This window comes from Streptomyces sp. NPDC027189 (assembly GCF_055566975.1).
Genome location: NZ_JBVHRI010000004.1, coordinates 56,110 through 75,347 on the forward strand (window position 1 = coordinate 56,110; position 19,238 = coordinate 75,347).

Consider the following 19,238-nt stretch of genomic DNA (forward strand, 5'->3'; position numbering starts at 1 on the left):
GCAGCCTCCTCGGCGTGATGCACCGAGCGTCCCGCGGACCCGCTGAACAGAAGCTGAACGACCCTGAACGCCGTTTCAGGGGCGCTCGCCCGACGGCACGGCACGGCACGTCACGGCACGCCTCAGGAACCCTCGCCCGACGGCAACGTCACCGTGAACCGCGCCCCGCCCAGCTCCGGCGCCGTCCACACCGCGACCGTCCCCCCGTGCGCGGCCGTCACCTCCGCGACAATGGCCAGGCCCAGACCCGCCCCGCCCTCACCACGGGCCCGCGCCTCGTCGAGCCGTACGAACCGCTCGAAGACACGGGCCCGTTCGGGTTCCGGGACGCCGGGTCCGTCGTCGTCCACGTGCAGGCGTACGCGGCCGGCCGTGGTGCCGAGGGTGAGGGCGACGCGGGACCGGGCGTGCCGGGCGGCGTTCTCGCCGAGATTGCGGACGAGGCGGCGCAGCGCGTCCTCGTCCCCCAGGACGCGCGCGGCCGACACCCCGCCGCTGTCGATCCGCGGCCCGGCGCCGCTCTCCCGCAGCCGCCGGGCCTCCTCGAAGACCAGGTCGTCCAGGTCGACGGGGCGCCGCCGGGGCCCGATGACGTTCTCGTCCGCGCGGGCGAGCAGCAGCAGATCCTCGACGAGCCGCTGCATGCGTACGGCCTCTTCGAGCACCGTCCCGGCCAGCGCACCGGGGTCGGCCCGCTCCGGGTGAGCGAGGGCGACCTCGGCGTGCTGCCGGACGGTGGCGACGGGTGAACGCAGTTCGTGCGAGGCGTCGGAGACGAACCGGCGCTGCGCGGCCTCGGCGCGGGCCACCCTGCGAAGGGCCCGCCCGACCGCGGCCCAGGTCGCGGCGGCGGCGACCACGACCAGGACGGGCACGCCGATGAACAGCAGCCGGGTGACCGTCGCGGTGGCCTCGGCGACCCCGGCGGGCGCCCGCCCGTCAAGCACGACGAACGTACGGTTCCCGTCATCGGCCCCGACTGCCACCACGAGGAAGGGGTCCTCGTCGAGCGGGGTGTCTACCTCGGTGCTGCCACCGGGCCGCAGCCGGGCCAGCGCCGGACGCCCCTCCACATTGCCGCTCGCCGCGACGACGGCACCGTTCTCGTCGACGACCTGGAGGAACTCCTCGGCGGGATCGGCGACGGTGGGGGCCGGGACGCCCCGGCCCGCCTCGATGACGCCGCCGACCTCCTTCGCCCGCGCCCGGGCGGCGTCCCGTACGTCGTTGCTGAGTTCGGCCCGCAGCCCGAGCACCAGAGCCGCACCGCCGGCCACCAGGGCGAGCGCCACGGCCAGTACGGCGATGAGGGTGGCCCGCATCCGCACGGCTCGCAGCCGCGCGCTCCCGGCCGCGCCGCCCGGGTCCGAAGCGCTCGGGTCCGAAGCGCCACCCGCGCCCACCGCGCGCTCACCGCCCGCCATCAGGCACCAGCCGATACCCGTACCCCCGCGCGGTCTGGATGGACTCCCTCCCGTAGGGCCGGTCGACCTTGTTCCTGAGGCGCCGCACATACACCTCGACGATGTTCGGATCGCCCTCGAAGTCGTCGCCCCAGACATGGCCGAGGATGGTTCGCTTGGACACGGCCTCACCGGCCCTGCGTAGCAGGAACTCCAGGACGGCCAACTCCCGTGCGGTGAGCTCGACTTCACGCCCGGCACGGGTGACGGTCCGGGCGGCCGGATCGAGCCGCAGATCACCCGCGGCGAGCACCGCGGGCCGCTCCCGTGCCTCCCTCCGCAACAACGCCCGCAGCCGAGCGAGCAGTACGGCGTACGAGACGGGCTTGGTGAGGTAGTCGTCGGCCCCGGTGTCCAGCCCCTCCACCTCGTCCCACTCGCCCTCTTTGGCGGTGAGCATGAGGATCGGCGTCCAGTCGCCCCCGGCGCGCAACTCCCGGCAGACGCGGTAGCCGTTGAGCCGCGGCAGCATGATGTCGAGGATGATCGCGTCGTACGCGTTCTCGCGGGCCATCCACAGCCCGTCGACCCCGTCCGGCGCGACGTCCACGGCGAACCCCTCGGCCTCCAGCCCGTTCCTGAGCCCGGCCGCGAACCGCTCCTCGTCCTCGACGACCAGCACCCGCATGGGATTCACGCTACGCGAGAGTCGCGCCACGGGACCGGTGCGACCGCGGCCGGGCGCGGGCCCCAGACGACCGTCAGACCGGCGGCCGGGGCATCACCGTCACCTCCGGGATGGTGACGCCGCAGCGCAGCACGGTGTCGCAGCCGCGGAGGAACTCCTCCAACTCCAGCAGGGCGCCCGTGAGATGGCCCCTTTCGAGGGCCAACTCGCTCACAGATGGGCCGCGAACCCGGGCCGGGCGGGCGTGAGTGTGACGCCGAGCGTGGACACGTAGGCGGCGACGCCGACAGGCGCGGGAGCGCGGCGTTCGTGACCAACTCCGCGCCGATCGCGCTGGTGTCCATGCCCCGGCGCCAAGTGGCGGCATCGTGCTGCTCGATCCGGGCGAGGGGCCCGATACCGGTGGCGTGGACGAGGGCATCGATACCGCCCAGCCCGGCGGCGGCCCCCTCCATCGCCGCCCGGCAGGACGACTGGTCGGTCACGTCGCACGCGACGGCGAGCGTGCCCGCACTCACTTCCTTCGCCACGTCGACCAGCCGTCCGTGCCGGCGTGCCGGCAGGGCGATTTGGTCGCCACGACGGCCCAATCGGTCACGTCGCACGCAACGGCGAGCGTGCCCGCACTCACTTCCTTCGCCACGTCGACCAGCCGTCCGTGCCGGCGTGCCGGCAGGGCGATTTGGTCGCCACGACGGCCCAAGTCGATCCCGATGCACCCGCCCAGGCCACTGAATGCGCCGACCACCACAGCCCTCATCGTGAGAATTCCGTTCTCGCCGAGCGGTAACCCCATGTGGCCGCTTGCCCCACGGCTTCGGCCCGAAGGGCAGCCCCTCCGGCGGCGAGCGTCCTCGACCAGGTCCACGATGGCGCAGGCCGCCGCACCCGTGATGCGATGAGGCCATGGAGCTGCGGGAAATGCGCGCGTTCGTCGCGGTCGTCGAGGAGGGCGGCCTGTCCGCCGCGGCACGCAGGCTGCACATCAGCCAGCCCGCTCTCTCCCAGACCGTGGTGGGGCTGGAGCGCCAGTTCGGTGTGCGGTTGCTGGTGCGCAGCAGTACCGGGGTCCGGCCCACCGACGCCGGGCTCACCCTGCTCGCCGAGGCGCGCGCGGTGCTGGCCCGCCACGACCGGCCACTGGCCGCCATGGCTGCAAGCTGATCACGGGGATCGATGATCATTCTCGTTTTGTCGTGATCGCCAAGGTCGCGGCGGAGCCGTTGGGCCGGGCGGCCCCCGGCGGCGTTCGCCGAGGCCATGTGGCATTTCGGAATGCCATCCGAGGAGGTGCTGACCGGCAGCGGGGAGTAGTTCACTGGCCGGTTCACCAGGCCCGCCCCGGCTGGGTGCTCTTCGAGCGGCAACACAAGCGTGACTCACCAAGCCCTCTCTCGCCTACGGCCGCCTAGAAGATCGAGCGGTGTGGCGGTCGATGGTCTGCAGCGAGTGAGCCGCCAGTCCCGGGGAATCCTGCCGTCCCTGCCGCGGTGGCTTCGTGGACGGTGCGGTTCTACCGTGGGAGCAGCAGGCAGATCCTTGGAGCGGGTCATGATCGTCATCCTCGGACGCGAACGCGCAGGGAGGCTCACTCCACGGTGATCGCGCTCCCGCCCCGGACGGCGGTCATCGGAGCAGACTGCACTTTGTTCGGGCACCGGTCCGCCCCCCGGTAGACCGCCCCCACGCGCAGATCGGTGGCCGGCCAGCGCCACGGATCTTCCTGCCACCGAACCCCAGCAGAGAACTCACCCAGGCAGGCCATCCATGAGTCTCGCTAAGAAGATCGCGCACAAAGCCGAAGCGATGAAAGGCGGCGCCAAGAAGACGGCCGGCCGCGCCACCGGCAGTCGGCGCCTGCAGGCCGAAGGCCGCGGAGACCAAGTCAAGGGCAACATCAAGCAGGCCGGGGCGAAGATCAAGGACGCCTTCAAGCACTGACCACTCCACCCCGGGCCCGCCGAAGTACGAGTCGATGGTTCCCGTGGGGCCGTTCCGTTAGGGGTGGAAGCCGTGCACAGTGGGGAGTTTTGCTGTCTGCGGGGAGTTGTCCGCCAGTGGGGTGATCGTTTCCGCCACCGGGGAGATCAAGGTTTCCGCCGACAACCCGGGCCCTCTAACGGGTTCGCCGTGCAAGCAAGTCGGTCACCGCGACTGTCCTGTCCCTGAACTGGCGGCCAAACGATCTCAGTACGGAAAGCGGGTTTCGCCGCTACATGCCTCTTCTCCCGCCGTGAGTACGCTGAGAGTAGGTGTTCACCATGGATTGGCTGACAAGGCTTCCTGGTATCGCACGGCTGATGCGTACGCACGTGTGGCGGGCGTACGAGCGGCTGGCCAAGACCCACTGGGCCCGGCTCGCCGCCGCCGTCACCTACATCAGTTTCGTCGCGCTCTTTCCGCTGATCACTGCGGGCGCGGCGATCGGCGCCAAGCTGCTGAGCGAGGACCAGCTCAGCAAGCTTGAGGACAAGATTGCCGGCCAGGCGCCGGGCCTTTCCAACCTGCTGAACCTGAAGGGCCTCGTCGCTCACGCCGGAACCGTCGGGCTCATTGCGGGCGCGCTGCTGCTCGTGATCGGCATCAACTGGGTCGGCGCCCTTCGCGGGTGCCTGCGTGCGGTCTGGGAGAAGGAGCAGGACCCGGGAAATCCGATCCTGCTCAGGATCAAGGACACCGGGGTGCTGGTCGGTCTCGGAGTGGTCGGGCTGGTCGCGATGGGCAGTTCGGTCTTCGCGAACAGCGCGGTCGGCTGGGCAGCCGACAAGGTCGGGATCGAGGGCGGGGCGGGACGGGTGCTGCTGTTCTTCGCGGGCTTGGCCATTGCCCTGCTCGTCGACTTCCTGCTCCTGGTCTACCTGCTCACCCGGCTGCCGCGGGTGCATCCCGGCCGACGTGCGGTCGTGGTCGCCGGTCTGATCGGTGCGGTCGGCTTCGAACTGCTCAAGCTGCTGCTGACCGGCTATTTCCAGGGCGTCGCGGGAAAGAGCATGTACGGCGCCTTCGCCGTCCCGGTCGCCGTCGTGCTGTGGATCAACCTCATGGCCAGGCTGCTGCTGTACTGCGCCGCCTGGACGGCGACGGGCACAGCAGCGCAGCCCAGCGAAGCAGACGCAGGTGAGGTCCCGGTTCCCGGGACCGGACCCGCAGTGACCGACGAACCCCAGCGGGCAGCGGACGGCAGCGGTCCACCAACAACACCGCGCAGGCCCTGATACCGAGCGGTCACCGACCCGCCCCTTGCGGCGAGTGCCCACCGCCACCCACCGAGGGGCGAGTGGGGTGGGGCTCCCCGGCCAGTAGCGCGTTCCCGGCTCGCCCCGGACGAAGCGACCCACCGCCCACGGGGGTCTCAACCAGAGGAGAGGCCGATGTACGAGATGATCGCCGACCCTGCGACGACCGGTGCCGGGGTCATGTGGCACGTCAGGGCCAAGGGTGATGCCCGCACCACACTGTGCGGACAGGAGGTCGCACGAACCGTCGGTGCCAGACCGGTCCTCGATGACACACCGGCCGAACGCTACTGCTCGCCGTGTATGGCCGTCGTCCACGCGAGGATGCGGTCTGATGCACGCTGATCAGGCGCACGCCCCCGGCGTCGGGCGTTCGGGCGTGAGCAGCTCCGGGCTCCGAGGTTCCCGTCTCATCCTCGCCGTTTCAGTGCACGTGCCACGCGTGGGAGCTCCTCGTGCAGCAGCCGGCCGACCAGGGCACCGCCGAATACGACGACGCCCACACCGACCAGCCAGGACTGGATGACCAGGACGGTTCCGACGGGGCCGTAGGTGACGGCGTTGGAGGCGATCAGCGGCGAGTAGACGAGCCGGGAGAAGATCCTGAGACCGAGCAGCCCGACCGTGGTAGCCACCGCGCCGGGCACCAGGGCGCGCCAGCGAACCCGCCCGCCCAGCAGTATGCGCTGCGACCACCAGAAGAACAGGACGGCGCTCAGCGATGCGACGAACCCACCGGCCAGGGATTCGGGTCGCAGCGTGGTGGTGGCGGAAGCGAAGAGGTAGCCGATGAGTACGCCGAGCCACACCACATGGCGCCACCTGGCCCACCAGCGGGCCGGGGGCAAATCCCAGACCTTCTCATAGCCGGACTGCACCGCTGCCCCGAAGGCCAGGCCGAAAGCGGCGAGGACGGCGAGTCCGAACGCGGTCGTGGTCCGCAGAGCCTGACCGGGACGAATAAACAACTGCTCCACATGTTCCCTGGAGGTCGTCGACACGCCGAGTCCTTCCCCCAGCCACTGCGCGAATCCCCGCCCATGCTTTGGATCGGCCGAGGAGACGATGATCAGCAGCGGCACCAGTGTGAGGAACCCCAGCGCCGCGAAACCCAGCGAACGCTGCCCCAACCCCAGGTCGCTGCTCCGCCGCCATCCGCGTGCGACTGGTGAATGGCTGATCACGCGGCCCAGCCGTTCGAACAGAGAGGAACGGCCTGCGGCACCCGGGGTCTGCATCGGCATGCCTGTCGACTACCACGGTCGACACCGGCGGCCCGCGAGGGCGCGACGCAGCTTCCCGAACGGCTCACGACGCGGCCATGATCCAGGAAGCCGACATCCGTGAGTGCGCAACCACAACATCGCGGATCCTCAAGGGGTCACAACATCGCCAAACGGCCCGTGATGATCCTGCCCTTCGCCGCGATCACAACAAGACCTACGGCAGCATGGCCGCGATCATCATCTTCCTGGTCTGGACGTGGATCTCCAACATCGCCATCCTGCTCGGCCCGGGATTCTGTCAGTGGCACGCCGAACTAGAACGCGCCCGGGCCATCGACAGCGGCCACCCGCCCGGGGAAAACCCCTACGTCGAGCCCCGCGACGCCCGCAAACTCTGACAAGCACCCCGGCTGGTGTGCCGGCCGCAGGGATGCGGGTACCCGGCTGCCGCCTCGCATCCGGCACACGGACGGACGCGGCCCATCGGCCGGGAAGGACACACCGACAGCATGACCACGCATACCCCGCCCCGTCGCCTGCCTCCCCCCGCAGGCGGCAGTGATTTCGCCCGCCTGTCCAAGAAGATCGCCGAGGCCGGCCTGATGAACAGGCGCCCCGGCTACTACACCGTCCGCTCCATCGCCGTGGCCGTCGCCTACGCCAGTGGCTGGTGCGCGTTCGTCCTCATCGGCGCCGGCTGGTGGACTTTGGCGGTCGCCGCGTTCCTCGCCGTGATGTTCGGGCAGGTCGCTCTGCTCGCCCACGACGTCGCCCACCGCCAGGTCTTCCGCCGGCGCCGGCCCAGCGAGACGTCCGGCCGCATCGCCGGGGCCGCGATCGGGATGGGCTATGGATGGTGGCAGGACAAACACACCCGCCACCACGCCAACCCCAACCACGAGGACCTCGACCCCGACATCGCCCCCGACCTGCTGGTGTGGTCCCAGGACCAGGCCCGTGCCGCGACCGGACTGCCGAGGATCATCGGCCACTGGCAGGCGTTCCTCTTCTTCCCCCTGCTCGCTCTGGAAGGAGTCAACCTGCACGTCTCGAGCGCGCGGGCACTGGGCAACCGCGCCCTGAAGAACCGCGCCCTGGACGGCACGCTGCTCTACGGGCACATCGCCTCCTACCTGACCGCAGTGTTCCTCGTCCTCCCGCCCGGCATGGCGATCGCGTTCCTGGCCGTCAACCAGGGCCTGTTCGGCCTCTACCTCGGCTGCCTCTTCGCCCCCAACCACAAAGGCATGCCCATCCTGACCGGCAACGACCGCCCCGACTTCCTGCGCCGCCAGGTCCTCACCGCACGCAACGTACGCGGCAGCTGGTTCACCGACCTCGCCCTGGGCGGACTGAACCACCAGATCGAACACCACCTGTTCCCCAGCATGCCCAGCCCCCACCTGCGCAAGGCCCGGTCCATCGTCCGCCACTACTGCCAGGACCTGGGCGTGGACTACCTGGAAACCGGACTGATCACCTCCTACCGGCAAGCACTCGCCAGCCTCCACCGAGCAGGAGCGCCACTGCGGCGAGCCCGTATCAGCACCGCCCACGTGTGACGCGCATCTGCCCCAGGAAGCTGTGACCAAAGGGCACCTCACACAGGAACTCGCGTTCAGCGCCCTGCATCGGCATTCAACCGCGGAAGGCGGGTTGGGGAGCCCGAAGATCTCGGTCGTCCCCCTATGAGGGGCCGCAAGCGATGCCCTCGGCTCCCCATTCCGAGCTGACGCGCCTCGAGCTCGACAGGGGCTGCTTTGTGGACACGCTCAAGACTCGTACTATATCTTGTACAAGTCGAGAAGGGAGGCGGCAAGCATGTCCATCACCGCCAGCGAGGCGCGCCAGAACCTGTTCCCGCTGATCGAACAGGTCAACGAGGATCACGCACCGGTTCACATCACCTCCCGCAAGGGGAACGCCGTCCTGATGTCCGAAGAGGACTTCAGCTCCTGGACCGAGACAGTGCACCTCCTGCGCTCCCCCAAGAACGCCCGCCGCCTGCTCGACTCGATCGCCGAGGCCGAGGCCGGCGAGGCCCGGCATCGTGAGCTGATCGACCCCGACGCGGAGCGTGCGTGAAGATCTCGTTCACGTCGCACGCCTGGGAGGACTACACCTACTGGGCCGAGAACGACCGCAAGATGGTCAAGCGCATCAACAAGCTGATCGACGACACCACGCGCGACCCCTTCAAGGGCATCGGCAAGCCGGAGCCCTTGAAAGGGGACCTGTCGGGCTACTGGTCACGGAGAATCGACGACACCCACCGGCTCGTGTACAGGCCGACCGACGATGAGTTGATCATCGTCCAGGCTCGATACCACTACTGACACGGCCCGAAGAACCATCGCCGGTCCCGAAGCGCGCATAACGCTGAGGCGACGCCCCCAGAACTGCGGCAGCCCAGCGCGCGAGAACACACACGCTGCGGTTCGAGATCCGCCCCGTCGAGGTGAGCCCGGCCCACGAAGCGAGCCTGCGCGCCGAGGCGGACCGAACGATGCTCTCCGCCTCTGCCAGCGACCTGACGCGCCCCCTGCCGCCTGACTGTAGGCCCCGCCCGCTTCGACGGCTTGTTCCGTCACGACAGATCCGATGGAAGCCGACCGGTCACAAGAAGAGGCCTACCGCCGGGCACTGCACGACGAACCGAGCTGAAGTTCCCGAAGCCTCGTGTCCCCTGAGTGTCCCCTGGCCTCGGCTCCATGCGATCCCACTGCCTCTCCAGTCACTTCATCACCGCAGGTCACAGCACAGATGCGCCCCCAGCCCCATGCGTTCACCGAAGTAACGGCCAACGGAGTGGAATCCGTTGCCCCAGAGCGCCGAATCCGGCCACCCGAAGAGACGTTTCTGCAGGTCGGGACACATTAAAGGTGGGGCGGGTGGGACTCGAACCCACGGCCGACGGATTATGAGTCCGCTGCTCTAACCGGCTGAGCTACCGCCCCATACGGCGTGTCGCGCACATTTGTGCGCGCCGTCTGCCGCAGCATAGCCGCTCATACGATCTCCTGCTTCGGATGGTCGGCATCGCACGACCATGAGGACTTCGGCGCGGCCTGCGCGGTTCCCGCGACATGAAAAAGGACCCCGGAGGGGTCCTCTTCCGCTGCTCTCCCGACTGGACTCGAACCAGTAACCTGCCGGTTAACAGCCGGCTGCTCTGCCAATTGAGCTACAGGAGACCGAGCTCCCCCGACTGGACTCGAACCAGTAACCTGCCGGTTAACAGCCGGCTGCTCTGCCAATTGAGCTACGGAGGATTGCCTCGTTGCATCGAACGTACCTACCTGGGTATTCGCCAGGGGGCGTGCGCTCGCTGCGACACATACATTAGCGCAAGCAGGGGGGTGGTTCGCCAATCGGTTCCCCCCGCACCGATGCCGACGCAAGGGAAGGGTGGCCGTCATGCGCTACCGGCTCACATTCGTCGCCGGACTGGCCCTGGGTTACGTGCTCGGCACGCGCGCCGGGCGCGAGCGCTACGAGCAGCTGAAGAAGTCCGCGCGCCAGGTCGCCGAGAACCCGGCAGTGCGTAACACCGCGGAGACCGCCGCCCAGCAGGGCCGCGAGTTCGCGGGCAAGGCGTACCACGTGGTGAGCGAGAAGGTGGGCGACCACGTCCCCGACTCGGTGGCCGAGCGGGTGCGCTCCCTGCGCGAGCGGAACACCAACGGCACCGGCGGGGACGACTGGGGCACCAGCAACACCTAGGGCCGGCCCTTCCGACCGCGCCCGGGACGCGAGCTCCGACCCGCCGTGCCCACGCGGCGCGGTCATGCCCCGGCGTACGGCAGAATTTCCGCCATGGGGATAGTCGCCGGGTTGGACAGTTCGCCCGATTTCACTCGTATCGTCGTCTGCGACACGGACACGGGTGCCGTGCTCAGGCAGGGGTATGCGCCGCATCCGGTAGAAGCCACCGAGGGCGGCGGGCGTCCTTCCGACGTCGACCCACAGGCCTGGCTGCTGTCCCTGGGCGAGGCCGCCGGCGGCGGACTGCTCGAAGGTGTGCAGGCCATCGGCGTCTCGGCCCAGCAGAACGCCCTGGTCCCGCTGGATGCGCAGGGCAATACGGTGCGCCCGGCGCTGGTGGGCGGTGACAAGCGGGCGCAGGTCGCCGCCGCCGATCTCATCGACGCGCTCGGCGGACGCGAGGCGTGGGCGCAGGCCGTGGGCTGCGTACCGCAGGCCGCGCAGCCGGTGACCAAGCTGCGCTGGCTGAACAAGACCGAGCCGGAGGCCGCGCTGCGGACCACTGTGCTCTTGCAGGCCCACGACTGGCTGGTCTGGCAGCTGCTCGGGCGCCCGGTGCGCAGGACCACCGACCGCGGCGGGGCCTCCGGGACCGGCTACTGGTCGGCCGCGACCGGCGCGTACCGGCCTGATCTCGTCGAGCTGGCGCTCGGACACCAGGCCGCGCTGCCGGAGGTGCTCGGCCCGTCCGACGCGGCCGGTACGACGCCGGAGGGGCTGCTGATCTCCGCCGGGACCGGCGAGACGATGGCGGCGGCGTTCGGGCTCGGCATCGGGCTCGGGGACGCGGTGGTGTCCCTGGGCGCCTCCGGGTCCGTGATGGCCGTGCACCCCGAGGCGCTGGTGGATTCCAACGGCATGATCACCTCCCTCGCGGACGCGACCGGCATGCATCTGCCGGTCGTCACCACGCTCAATGCCGTACGGGCGCTGCGCGGCGCCGCCGAACTCCTCGGCGTGCCCGACCTGGAGGGCCTGTCCGACCTGGCGATGAAGTCGACTCCGGGCGCCCACGGGCTCGTACTGCTGCCCTATTTGGAGGGCGAGCGGACACCGAATCTGCCGCACACCGCGGGGACGCTGTCCGGGCTGCGGCGGGAGTCGATGCGGCCCGAGCATCTGGCGCGGGCCGCCTTCGAGGGGATGCTGTGCGGGCTCGCGGACGCGCTGGACGTGCTGCGCGGGCGCGGTGTCGACGTACGGCGGATCTTCCTTCTGGGACCGGCCGCCGAGCTGCCCGCCGTCCAGGCGGTCGCGCCCGCGCTGTTCGGGGCGCAGGTCGTCGTACCGCAGCCCGCGGACTACGCGGCGCTCGGCGCGGCCCGGCAGGCGGCCTGGGCCCTCGGGGTCTCGCAGGGCACGCTCGACCCGCGGCTGCCTCCCGTCTGGCAGGGTGCGGTCGCCCAAGTGCTGGAGCCCGGTGAGGAACTCGCCGTGGGGCAGGCCGTACGGCAGCAGTACGTCTCCGTACGCGAACAGACGCATCCGGGGGCATTCCGGGCGTGACGCGCCCCCACCGGCCTACGTCCGAGGTCTGAGGTCTTGTCCACTCTTGGCCCGCAGTTGGGTTAATCAGTTGAGGTAACACGGGTGGAGTGTTCGACGATAGGGGGTGGTGCACCACCGATCGCCCGCCGATCGACCACTGATCGTCCGTCGATCGCCCTGCCGTCGTCGACTCCGAGAGACCCCGCGTGCTCATACGACTCCTTCGGACCTACCTCAGTCCGTACAAGAAGCCCATCTCCCTGTTGGTGCTACTGCAGTTCCTGCAAACCTGCGCAACTCTGTACTTGCCCACTCTGAACGCGCACATCATTGACAACGGTGTCGTGAAGGGGGACACGGGTTACATCCTGTCCTTCGGCGCCGTGATGATCGCAATCTCGCTGGCACAGGTGGTCTGCAACACGGGGGCCGTCTACTACGGCGCCCGTACGGCGTCGGCGGTGGGCCGGGACATCCGGGCCGCCGTCTTCGACCGCGTCCAGTCCTTCTCGGCGCGCGAGGTCGGCCACTTCGGGGCGCCCTCGCTGATCACCCGCACCACCAATGACGTCCAGCAGGTGCAGATGCTCACCCTGATGACGTTCACCCTGCTGGTGTCGGCGCCGATCATGTGCGTGGGCGGCATCATCCTGGCCCTCGGCCTGGACGTGCCGCTGTCCGGGGTGCTCGTCGCCGTGGTGCCGGTTCTCGGCATCTCCGTGACCCTCATCGTGCGCAGGCTGCGCCCGCTGTTCCGCACCATGCAGGTCCGCCTGGACACCGTGAACCGGGTGCTGCGCGAGCAGATCACCGGCAACCGCGTGATCCGTGCGTTCGTGCGCGACGACTACGAGAAGGACCGCTTCCGGGGCGCGAACACCGAGCTGACCGAGGTGTCCCTCGGCACCGGGCGGATGCTGGCGCTGATGTTCCCGATCGTCATGACCGTGGTGAACCTGTCGTCCATCGCGGTCGTCTGGTTCGGCGCCCACCGCATCGACAGCGGCGGCATGCAGATCGGCGATCTGACGGCGTTCCTCGCCTACCTCATGCAGATCGTGATGTCCGTGATGATGGCCACCTTCATGTTCATGATGGTGCCGCGCGCGGAGGTCTGCGCCGAGCGCATCCAGGAGGTCCTGGCCACGGACAGCAGCGTGGTGCCTCCCACCGCGCCCGTCCTGGAGCTGCGGCGCCACGGTCACCTGGAGATCCGCGGGGCCGGGTTCCGCTATCCGGGTGCCGAGGAGCCGGTGCTCAAGGCCATCGACCTGGTGGCGCGGCCCGGCGAGGTGACTGCCGTGATCGGGTCCACCGGCAGCGGCAAGTCGACGCTGCTCGGGCTGGTCCCCCGGCTGTTCGACGCCACCGACGGGGAGGTGCTCGTCGACGGCGTGGACGTCGCGACCATCGAGCCCAAGCTGCTGGCCAGGACGGTCGGTCTCGTCCCGCAGAAGCCCTACCTCTTCGCGGGCACGGTGGCCACGAACCTGCGGTACGGAAACCCGGACGCGACCGACGAGGAGCTGTGGCAAGCGCTGGAGGTGGCGCAGGCCAAGGGCTTCGTGCAGGCTCTCGAAAACGGCCTGGACTCGCCGATCGCGCAGGGCGGCACGAATGTCTCGGGCGGCCAGCGCCAGCGCCTGGCCATCGCCCGCACCCTTGTACAGCGCCCCGAGATCTACCTCTTCGACGACTCCTTCTCTGCGCTGGACTACGCGACCGACGCGGCGCTGCGGGCGGCACTCGCCGAGGAGACCGCCGAGGCGACCGTCGTGATCGTCGCCCAGCGGGTGTCGACCATCCGGGACGCCGACCGGATCGTGGTCCTCGACGAGGGCCGGGTCGTCGGCACCGGGCGCCACCACGAACTGATGGCGGACAACGAGACCTATCGGGAGATCGTGCTCTCCCAGCTGACGGAAGCGGAGGCTGCCTGATGGCCGGGCCGATGGGACGCATGATGGCCGGGGGCGGCCCCGATCAGCACTCGATGGATTTCAAGGGGTCCGGCAAACGGCTCCTCGCACAGTTCAAACCCGAGCGCGCCACGATGTGCACGATGCTGCTCGCCGTCGTGCTGAGCGTGGGGCTCTCGGTGGTCGGACCGAAGATCCTCGGCAGGGCCACCGACCTGGTCTTCGCGGGCATCGTCGGGCGGCAGATGCCGTCCGGCGCCAGCAAGGCCGAGGTGCTCAAGTCCATGCGGGAGCGCGGCGAGGGCGGCATGGCCGACATGCTCTCGGGGACGGACTTCACGCCGGGCAAGGGCATCGACTTCAACGCGGTCGGCGAGGTACTCGGGCTCGCGCTCGTGGTGTTCGTACTGGCCGGACTGCTGATGGCGGTGGCGACCCGGCTGGTGAACCGGGCGGTCAACAAGACCGTGTACCGGCTGCGCGAGGACATCCAGGCGAAGCTGTCGCGGCTTCCGCTGTCGTACTTCGACAAGCGGCAGCGCGGTGAGGTGCTCAGCCGGGCGACGAACGACATCGACAACATCGGGCAGACGCTCCAGCAGTCGATGGGCCAGCTCATCAACTCCCTGCTGACCATCGTGGGCGTGCTCGCGATGATGTTCTGGGTCTCCCCGCTGCTCGCCCTGGTCGCGCTGGTCACGGTCCCCCTCTCCTTCTACGTCGCCACGCGCGTCGGCAAGCGGTCGCAGCCGCACTTCGTGCAGCAGTGGCGCACCACCGGCAAGCTCAACGCGCACATCGAGGAGATGTACACCGGGCACACCCTGGTCAAGGTGTTCGGGCGGCAGGAGGAGTCGGCGGCGCAGTTCGCCGAGCAGAACGAGCAGCTCTACGAGGCCGGGTTCAAGGCGCAGTTCAACAGCGGGGTCATGCAGCCGCTGATGATGTTCGTGTCGAACCTGAACTATGTGCTGGTGGCGGTGGTCGGCGGTCTGCGCGTCGCTTCGGGCTCGCTGTCCATCGGAGACGTGCAGGCCTTCATCCAGTACTCCCGCCAGTTCTCGATGCCGCTGACGCAGGTGGCGTCGATGGCGAACCTGGTGCAGTCGGGTGTCGCCTCGGCCGAGCGCATCTTCGAACTCCTCGACGCGGACGAGCAGGAGACGGACCCGGTCCCGGCGGCCCGTCCCGACGAGCTGCGCGGGCGGGTGGCGCTGGAGAACGTGTCCTTCCGGTACGACCCCGAGAAGCCGCTCATCGAGGATCTGTCGCTGAAGGTGGAGCCCGGGCACACGGTGGCCATCGTCGGCCCGACGGGCGCCGGCAAGACGACGCTCGTCAACCTCCTGATGCGGTTCTACGAGGTCACCGGCGGGCGCATCGCTCTCGACGGGGTCGACATCGCGACGATGTCCCGGGACGAGCTCCGGGCCGGGATCGGGATGGTGCTCCAGGACACCTGGCTGTTCGGGGGCACGATCGCCGAGAACATCGCGTACGGGGCCTCGCGGGACGTTACGCGCGGGGAGATCGAGGAGGCGGCGCGGGCCGCTCACGCGGACCGGTTCATCCGCACGCTTCCCGACGGGTACGACACCGTGATCGACGACGAGGGGACCGGGGTCAGCGCGGGTGAGAAGCAGCTGATCACGATCGCTCGGGCGTTCCTGTCCGATCCGGTGATCCTCGTTCTCGACGAGGCGACGAGTTCGGTGGACACCCGTACGGAGGTGCTGATCCAGAAGGCGATGGCGAAGCTCGCGCACGGACGGACGTCGTTCGTCATCGCGCACCGTCTGTCGACGATTCGCGATGCCGACACCATCCTCGTGATGGAGAACGGTTCGATCGTGGAACAGGGCGCCCACGCGGAGCTGCTCGCCGCGAACGGGGCCTACGCGCGGCTGTACAAGGCCCAGTTCGCGCAGGCAGTGGCAGAGGTGGACTGAGTTTCTCGCCCCCGCCCCTGCCCTCCCGTACCTGGGGGCTCCGCCCCCAGACACCCGAAAAGACTGCGCAGTTCTCCGCGCCCCTGCAGGGGCGCGGAGAACTGCGCGACAAGCCGCCACCCACCCGCAGGCGAGAGACCAGTACGGGACAGCCCTGCTCAGTCCAAGTAGCCCCGCAGCTGGTCGGCGAACGCGTGATCCCTCAGTTTGTTGAGGGTCTTGGACTCGATCTGGCGGATGCGTTCGCGGGTGACGCCGAAGATGCGGCCTATTTCCTCCAGGGTGCGCGGGCGCCCGTCCGCGAGGCCGTACCGGAGCTGGACGACCTTGCGTTCACGCTCGCCCAGCGTGGAGAGGACCGCCTCCAGGTGCTCCCTGAGCAGCAGGAAGGCCGCGGACTCGACCGGGCTCGTCGCGTCACCGTCCTCGATCAGGTCGCCGAGCGCGACGTCGTCCTCCTCCCCCACGGGCGCGTGGAGCGACACCGGCTCCTGGGCCAGGCGCAGGACTTCGCTGACCCGCTCGCTGGGAAGGTCGAGGTGCGCGGCGACCTCCTCGGGGGTGGGCTCGTACCCGCGCTCCTGCAGCATGCGCCGCTGGACGCGGACCACCCGGTTGATCAGTTCGACCACGTGCACCGGGACACGGATCGTCCGGGCCTGGTCGGCGAGCGCACGCGACATGGCCTGCCGGATCCACCAGGTCGCGTACGTGGAGAACTTGTACCCACGGGCGTAGTCGAACTTCTCGACGGCCCTGATGAGCCCGAGATTCCCCTCCTGGACCAGGTCGAGCATGGTCAGCCCCCGTCCCACGTACCGCTTGGCGACGGAGACGACGAGCCGCAGGTTCGCCTCGATGAGCCGGCGCTTGGCCATGCGGCCCATGACGACCAGCTTGTCCAGGTCGAGGGCGAGCTGACTGTCCAGGTCGGGGGTGAGACGCAGCTTCTCCTCGGCGAAGAGTCCGGCCTCGACCCGGCGGGCGAGCTCGACCTCCTCCGCCGCGGTGAGCAGCGGAATGCGGCCGATCTCCCGCAGGTACTGGCGGAACAGGTCGGACGAGGGACCGCCGGTGTCGGCCGTACGGCCGCGGGGCAGTTCGACCGGCTCGGGGGCCTCGGCCTCAACCTCCGGGGCCTCGACGGCGCCCGCGGGCGGCTCGTCCGGCCCGGGCGGGCCCTCCGGCTCCGCCTCAGGGTGGTGCGCGGCACGGCTCTGCGGGGGTACCGCCGTGACGACGTCGGTATCCGCGTCCGTGTCCGTGGTGTTGTCGGTCTGGGTGAGGGTCTGGGTCTGCACGGGGGCGACCTCCAGGAATGTCGCTGCTGAGACGTGCGGCAGCGGTACGTCGGGGATGGGGTCGACGGCCTCGCCGCTGTCCATCCCGTAGTCGTTTAGCGGAACCGCGGGGATCGGGAACCCGTCGCGTTCGGGTCGGCCGCGCTCCGAGGACTCAGGCACCGGAACCCAGTGTGGAGTACGACACATCGCCGCCACGAGGGGCGTGCGGTGACTTTTTGCGTCCGGTCCGTGACCGCGTGGTTACCGCGTCGTACGAGTGCGCAGCTCACCGGGCGCGAAACAGATTGATGGGCGTACCGGATTTGGCATGTGCGCCCTGCGCCATGCAGCAGGGCCCCACAGGCCTCAGAGCGCCTCCGCGCCCCGCTCGCGCAACGCCTGCCCGTACTGCTGCAGCACCCACAACTCGTTCTGCACGGCGGCCAGCTGTGCCGGGTCGCCGTGGGCGCTCTGCCGGGCCAGGGAGCCCTGGACGTCCCGGATACGGCGGTCCACGGCGCGGCGGCGGACCATGACGAGCTGGTCGCCCGCGTAGCCCTCGTCGACGGTCTTGCGCATGATCGCCTCGACGGCCAGCTCCGTGACCATCGCGCGCACCACGTCGTCCGGGGCGGCCTCACGGACCCGGACCAGATACTCCTGGGAGTCCTGGACGCCGTACTCGGCGCCACCCGCCTCCATGATCGCCTGGCGCACGGCCGCGTACGGCGGGGCGGTGAACTCGTCGATCCCGTACGCGTCGAACGCCGGGGACACCAATTCCGGCCGCTGGAGGGCGAGTTTGAGCAGCTCGCGCTCGGTGGCGAAGACGGGGTTGCGGAGGTTGAGCGCCGGGCCGCCGACGGGTGCCTGGCCGCCGGCGTACGTCTGCTGGGGGCGCTGCCCGGCCGGCGCCGGGCCCTTGCCGCCGCGGTCGCGGGCCCAACGGGCCAGCTGGGCGACCCGCTTGACCACGAACTGGGTGTCGAGGATGCCGAGCATGCCGGCGAGCTGCACGGCGACCTCGTGCTGCGCGCCGCTGTTCTTGATGCGGGCGACGATGGGCGCCGCCTCGTCCAGGGCGGCGGCGCGCCCCGCCGGCGTCTCCAGGTCGTAGCGCAGCACGATCTGGCGCAGCGCGAACTCGAAGAGCGGGGTGCGGGGTTCGACCAGGTCGGCGACCGCCTCGTCGCCCTTGGCGAGGCGCAGCTCGCAGGGGTCCATGCCGTCCGGGGCGATCGCGATGTACGTCTCCGCCGCGAACTTCTGGTCGTCCTCGAAGGCGCGCAGGGCCGCCTTCTGGCCGGCCGCGTCGCCGTCGAAGGTGAAGATCACGCGCGCCGAGCCGTTGTCCATCAGCAGCCGGCGGAGGATCTTGATGTGGTCGCCGCCGAACGCCGTACCGCAGGTCGCGATCGCCGTCGTGATCCCCGCCAGATGGCAGGCCATCACGTCCGTGTAGCCCTCGACCACGACCGCCCGGCTGCTCTTGGCGATCTCCTTCTTGGCGAGGTCGATGCCGTACAGGACCTGGGACTTCTTGTAGATCGCCGTGTCGGGCGTGTTCAGGTACTTGGGCCCGTTGTCCGACTCGTACAGCTTCCTCGCGCCGAAGCCGACGACCTCGCCGCCGATGTCGCGGATCGGCCACATCAGGCGGCCGCGGAAACGGTCGATGGGGCCGCGGCGGCCCTCCTGGGAGAGGCCGGAGAGGAGCAGTTCCTTGTCGGTGAAACCCTTGCCGCGGAGGTAGCGGGTGAGGTGGTCCCAGCCCTGGGGGCTGTAGCCGACGCCGAAGTGGGCGGCGGCCGCCTGGTCGAAGCCGCGCTCGGCGAGGAATTTACGTCCCGTGTCGGCCTCGGCGCTGGTGTCGAGCTGCTCGATGTAGAACTGCGCGGCCGCCTTGTGCGCCTCGACCAGGCGGATGCGCTCGCCGCGCTGGTGGGAGGGGTTGTACCCGCCCTCCTCGTATCGCAGCGTGATGCCCGCCTGGCCGGCGAGGCGCTCGACGGCCTCCGAGAAGGAGAGGTGGTCGACCTTCATCACGAACGTGATGGTGTCGCCGCCTTCCTGGCAGCCGAAGCAGTGGAAGAGTCCCTTGCTCGGGCTGACCTGGAAGGACGGTGACTTCTCGTCGTGGAACGGGCACAGGCCCTTGAGGTTGCCGCCGCCCGCGTTGCGCAGCTGGAGGTACTCGGACACCACGGCGTCGATCGGGACCGCGTCCCGAACAGCCTTCACGTCCTCGTCGTTGATCCTTCCAGCCACGCGTGAATTCTAC

At 69.6% G+C, this 19,238-nt stretch carries 18 protein-coding genes, 3 tRNA genes and 2 pseudogenes; 12 read left to right on the forward strand and 11 right to left on the reverse strand.

Features of this window, described 5'->3' with window-relative positions; all coding sequences use genetic code 11:
- Positions 1–122: 122 nt before the first annotated feature.
- From ACZ4RZ_RS11195 to ACZ4RZ_RS11215, 5 genes and pseudogenes are all read right to left on the reverse strand, one after another.
- On the reverse strand, positions 123–1,424 hold the full coding sequence (locus tag ACZ4RZ_RS11195; RefSeq protein ID WP_467743724.1) for a sensor histidine kinase: 1,302 nt from the start codon (positions 1,422–1,424) through the stop codon (positions 123–125).
- A complete protein-coding gene (locus tag ACZ4RZ_RS11200; RefSeq protein ID WP_467743725.1) occupies positions 1,411–2,091 on the reverse strand; it encodes a response regulator transcription factor in 681 nt (226 codons plus the stop codon). The genes ACZ4RZ_RS11195 and ACZ4RZ_RS11200 overlap by 14 nt, the downstream gene beginning before the upstream one ends.
- A 73-nt stretch (positions 2,092–2,164) precedes the next feature.
- A complete protein-coding gene (locus tag ACZ4RZ_RS11205; RefSeq protein ID WP_467744344.1) occupies positions 2,165–2,305 on the reverse strand; it encodes a hypothetical protein in 141 nt (46 codons plus the stop codon).
- A gap of 130 nt (positions 2,306–2,435) precedes the next feature.
- Positions 2,436–2,696 (reverse strand): annotated as a pseudogene (locus ACZ4RZ_RS11210) (SDR family NAD(P)-dependent oxidoreductase); the annotation flags it as partial.
- The gene (locus ACZ4RZ_RS11215; RefSeq protein ID WP_467744346.1) at positions 2,606–2,887 is read right to left on the reverse strand and encodes a hypothetical protein; all 282 of its coding nucleotides are present in this window, start codon (positions 2,885–2,887) and stop codon (positions 2,606–2,608) included. The gene ACZ4RZ_RS11215 and the pseudogene ACZ4RZ_RS11210, both read right to left, overlap by 91 nt.
- A 110-nt stretch (positions 2,888–2,997) precedes the next feature.
- On the opposite strand from ACZ4RZ_RS11215, the gene ACZ4RZ_RS11220 reads away from it, so the two are divergent.
- From ACZ4RZ_RS11220 to ACZ4RZ_RS11235, 4 genes are all read left to right on the forward strand, one after another.
- Positions 2,998–3,255, forward strand: a complete 258-nt coding sequence (locus ACZ4RZ_RS11220) for a LysR family transcriptional regulator (protein ID WP_467743726.1) — start codon at positions 2,998–3,000, stop codon at positions 3,253–3,255.
- A 603-nt stretch (positions 3,256–3,858) separates the two neighbouring features.
- Positions 3,859–4,032, forward strand: a complete 174-nt coding sequence (locus ACZ4RZ_RS11225; RefSeq protein WP_467743727.1) for a CsbD family protein — start codon at positions 3,859–3,861, stop codon at positions 4,030–4,032.
- A gap of 320 nt (positions 4,033–4,352) precedes the next feature.
- Positions 4,353–5,306, forward strand: a complete 954-nt coding sequence (locus ACZ4RZ_RS11230) for a YihY/virulence factor BrkB family protein (protein ID WP_467743728.1) — start codon at positions 4,353–4,355, stop codon at positions 5,304–5,306.
- 156 nt (positions 5,307–5,462) lie between these two features.
- Complete coding sequence (locus tag ACZ4RZ_RS11235) at positions 5,463–5,672, forward strand: hypothetical protein (protein ID WP_095849775.1); 210 nt, start codon at positions 5,463–5,465, stop codon at positions 5,670–5,672.
- Between the two features lie 65 nt (positions 5,673–5,737).
- On the opposite strand, the gene ACZ4RZ_RS11240 is transcribed toward ACZ4RZ_RS11235, so the two are convergent.
- Positions 5,738–6,571 (reverse strand): YhjD/YihY/BrkB family envelope integrity protein, encoded by an 834-nt coding sequence (locus tag ACZ4RZ_RS11240; protein ID WP_467743729.1) that lies wholly within the window; start codon positions 6,569–6,571, stop codon positions 5,738–5,740.
- A gap of 185 nt (positions 6,572–6,756) precedes the next feature.
- Between ACZ4RZ_RS11240 and ACZ4RZ_RS11245 the strand changes: the two are divergent.
- From ACZ4RZ_RS11245 to ACZ4RZ_RS11260, 4 genes and pseudogenes are all read left to right on the forward strand, one after another.
- Positions 6,757–6,951: pseudogene (locus ACZ4RZ_RS11245) on the forward strand (ribonuclease); the annotation flags it as partial.
- 111 nt (positions 6,952–7,062) lie between these two features.
- A complete protein-coding gene (locus tag ACZ4RZ_RS11250) occupies positions 7,063–8,115 on the forward strand; it encodes a fatty acid desaturase family protein (protein ID WP_467743730.1) in 1,053 nt (350 codons plus the stop codon).
- A 259-nt stretch (positions 8,116–8,374) separates the two neighbouring features.
- On the forward strand, positions 8,375–8,638 hold the full coding sequence (locus ACZ4RZ_RS11255; protein WP_453273391.1) for a type II toxin-antitoxin system Phd/YefM family antitoxin: 264 nt from the start codon (positions 8,375–8,377) through the stop codon (positions 8,636–8,638).
- Positions 8,635–8,889: a Txe/YoeB family addiction module toxin gene (locus ACZ4RZ_RS11260; protein ID WP_453273392.1), complete on the forward strand. Its 255-nt coding sequence runs from the start codon at positions 8,635–8,637 to the stop codon at positions 8,887–8,889. Before ACZ4RZ_RS11255 ends, ACZ4RZ_RS11260 begins: the two co-directional genes overlap by 4 nt.
- A 547-nt stretch (positions 8,890–9,436) precedes the next feature.
- Here ACZ4RZ_RS11260 and ACZ4RZ_RS11265 read toward each other — a convergent pair.
- The 3 genes from ACZ4RZ_RS11265 to ACZ4RZ_RS11275 all read right to left on the reverse strand — a co-directional run bounded on the left by ACZ4RZ_RS11265 (position 9,437) and on the right by ACZ4RZ_RS11275 (position 9,825).
- A tRNA-Ile gene (locus ACZ4RZ_RS11265) sits at positions 9,437–9,510 on the reverse strand.
- 164 nt (positions 9,511–9,674) lie between these two features.
- A tRNA-Asn gene (locus tag ACZ4RZ_RS11270) sits at positions 9,675–9,747 on the reverse strand.
- A 5-nt stretch (positions 9,748–9,752) separates the two neighbouring features.
- Positions 9,753–9,825: transfer RNA gene (locus ACZ4RZ_RS11275), tRNA-Asn, on the reverse strand.
- Positions 9,826–9,970: 145 nt separating this feature from the next.
- Here ACZ4RZ_RS11275 and ACZ4RZ_RS11280 point away from each other — a divergent pair.
- The 4 genes from ACZ4RZ_RS11280 to ACZ4RZ_RS11295 all read left to right on the forward strand — a co-directional run bounded on the left by ACZ4RZ_RS11280 (position 9,971) and on the right by ACZ4RZ_RS11295 (position 15,674).
- Positions 9,971–10,276: a YtxH domain-containing protein gene (locus tag ACZ4RZ_RS11280; protein ID WP_467743731.1), complete on the forward strand. Its 306-nt coding sequence runs from the start codon at positions 9,971–9,973 to the stop codon at positions 10,274–10,276.
- A 93-nt stretch (positions 10,277–10,369) separates the two neighbouring features.
- Entirely contained in the window at positions 10,370–11,824 is a 1,455-nt protein-coding gene (locus ACZ4RZ_RS11285) for a xylulokinase (protein WP_467743732.1), read from the forward strand.
- Positions 11,825–12,012: 188 nt separating this feature from the next.
- Positions 12,013–13,746 (forward strand): ABC transporter ATP-binding protein, encoded by a 1,734-nt coding sequence (locus ACZ4RZ_RS11290; protein ID WP_467743733.1) that lies wholly within the window; start codon positions 12,013–12,015, stop codon positions 13,744–13,746.
- Positions 13,746–15,674, forward strand: coding sequence for an ABC transporter ATP-binding protein (locus ACZ4RZ_RS11295; protein ID WP_467743734.1), 1,929 nt, complete (start codon positions 13,746–13,748; stop codon positions 15,672–15,674). The genes ACZ4RZ_RS11290 and ACZ4RZ_RS11295 overlap by 1 nt, the downstream gene beginning before the upstream one ends.
- 158 nt (positions 15,675–15,832) lie before the next feature.
- Here ACZ4RZ_RS11295 and ACZ4RZ_RS11300 read toward each other — a convergent pair whose 3' ends face one another.
- A complete protein-coding gene (locus tag ACZ4RZ_RS11300) occupies positions 15,833–17,137 on the reverse strand; it encodes an RNA polymerase sigma factor (RefSeq protein ID WP_467743735.1) in 1,305 nt (434 codons plus the stop codon).
- A gap of 186 nt (positions 17,138–17,323) precedes the next feature.
- Complete coding sequence (dnaG, locus tag ACZ4RZ_RS11305) at positions 17,324–19,225, reverse strand: DNA primase (protein WP_467743736.1); 1,902 nt, start codon at positions 19,223–19,225, stop codon at positions 17,324–17,326.
- Positions 19,226–19,238: the final 13 nt, after the last annotated feature.

Coding starts and splice junctions, on each gene's coding strand:
- ACZ4RZ_RS11195 (WP_467743724.1), bottom strand. CDS start 1,424: ATGGCGGGCGGTGAGCGCGCGGTGGGCGCGGGTGGCGCTTCGGACCCG.
- ACZ4RZ_RS11200 (WP_467743725.1), bottom strand. CDS start 2,091: ATGCGGGTGCTGGTCGTCGAGGACGAGGAGCGGTTCGCGGCCGGGCTC.
- ACZ4RZ_RS11215 (WP_467744346.1), bottom strand. CDS start 2,887: ATGGGGTTACCGCTCGGCGAGAACGGAATTCTCACGATGAGGGCTGTG.
- ACZ4RZ_RS11220 (WP_467743726.1), top strand. CDS start 2,998: ATGGAGCTGCGGGAAATGCGCGCGTTCGTCGCGGTCGTCGAGGAGGGC.
- ACZ4RZ_RS11225 (WP_467743727.1), top strand. CDS start 3,859: ATGAGTCTCGCTAAGAAGATCGCGCACAAAGCCGAAGCGATGAAAGGC.
- ACZ4RZ_RS11230 (WP_467743728.1), top strand. CDS start 4,353: ATGGATTGGCTGACAAGGCTTCCTGGTATCGCACGGCTGATGCGTACG.
- ACZ4RZ_RS11235 (WP_095849775.1), top strand. CDS start 5,463: ATGTACGAGATGATCGCCGACCCTGCGACGACCGGTGCCGGGGTCATG.
- ACZ4RZ_RS11240 (WP_467743729.1), bottom strand. CDS start 6,571: ATGCCGATGCAGACCCCGGGTGCCGCAGGCCGTTCCTCTCTGTTCGAA.
- ACZ4RZ_RS11250 (WP_467743730.1), top strand. CDS start 7,063: ATGACCACGCATACCCCGCCCCGTCGCCTGCCTCCCCCCGCAGGCGGC.
- ACZ4RZ_RS11255 (WP_453273391.1), top strand. CDS start 8,375: ATGTCCATCACCGCCAGCGAGGCGCGCCAGAACCTGTTCCCGCTGATC.
- ACZ4RZ_RS11280 (WP_467743731.1), top strand. CDS start 9,971: ATGCGCTACCGGCTCACATTCGTCGCCGGACTGGCCCTGGGTTACGTG.
- ACZ4RZ_RS11285 (WP_467743732.1), top strand. CDS start 10,370: ATGGGGATAGTCGCCGGGTTGGACAGTTCGCCCGATTTCACTCGTATC.
- ACZ4RZ_RS11295 (WP_467743734.1), top strand. CDS start 13,746: ATGGCCGGGCCGATGGGACGCATGATGGCCGGGGGCGGCCCCGATCAG.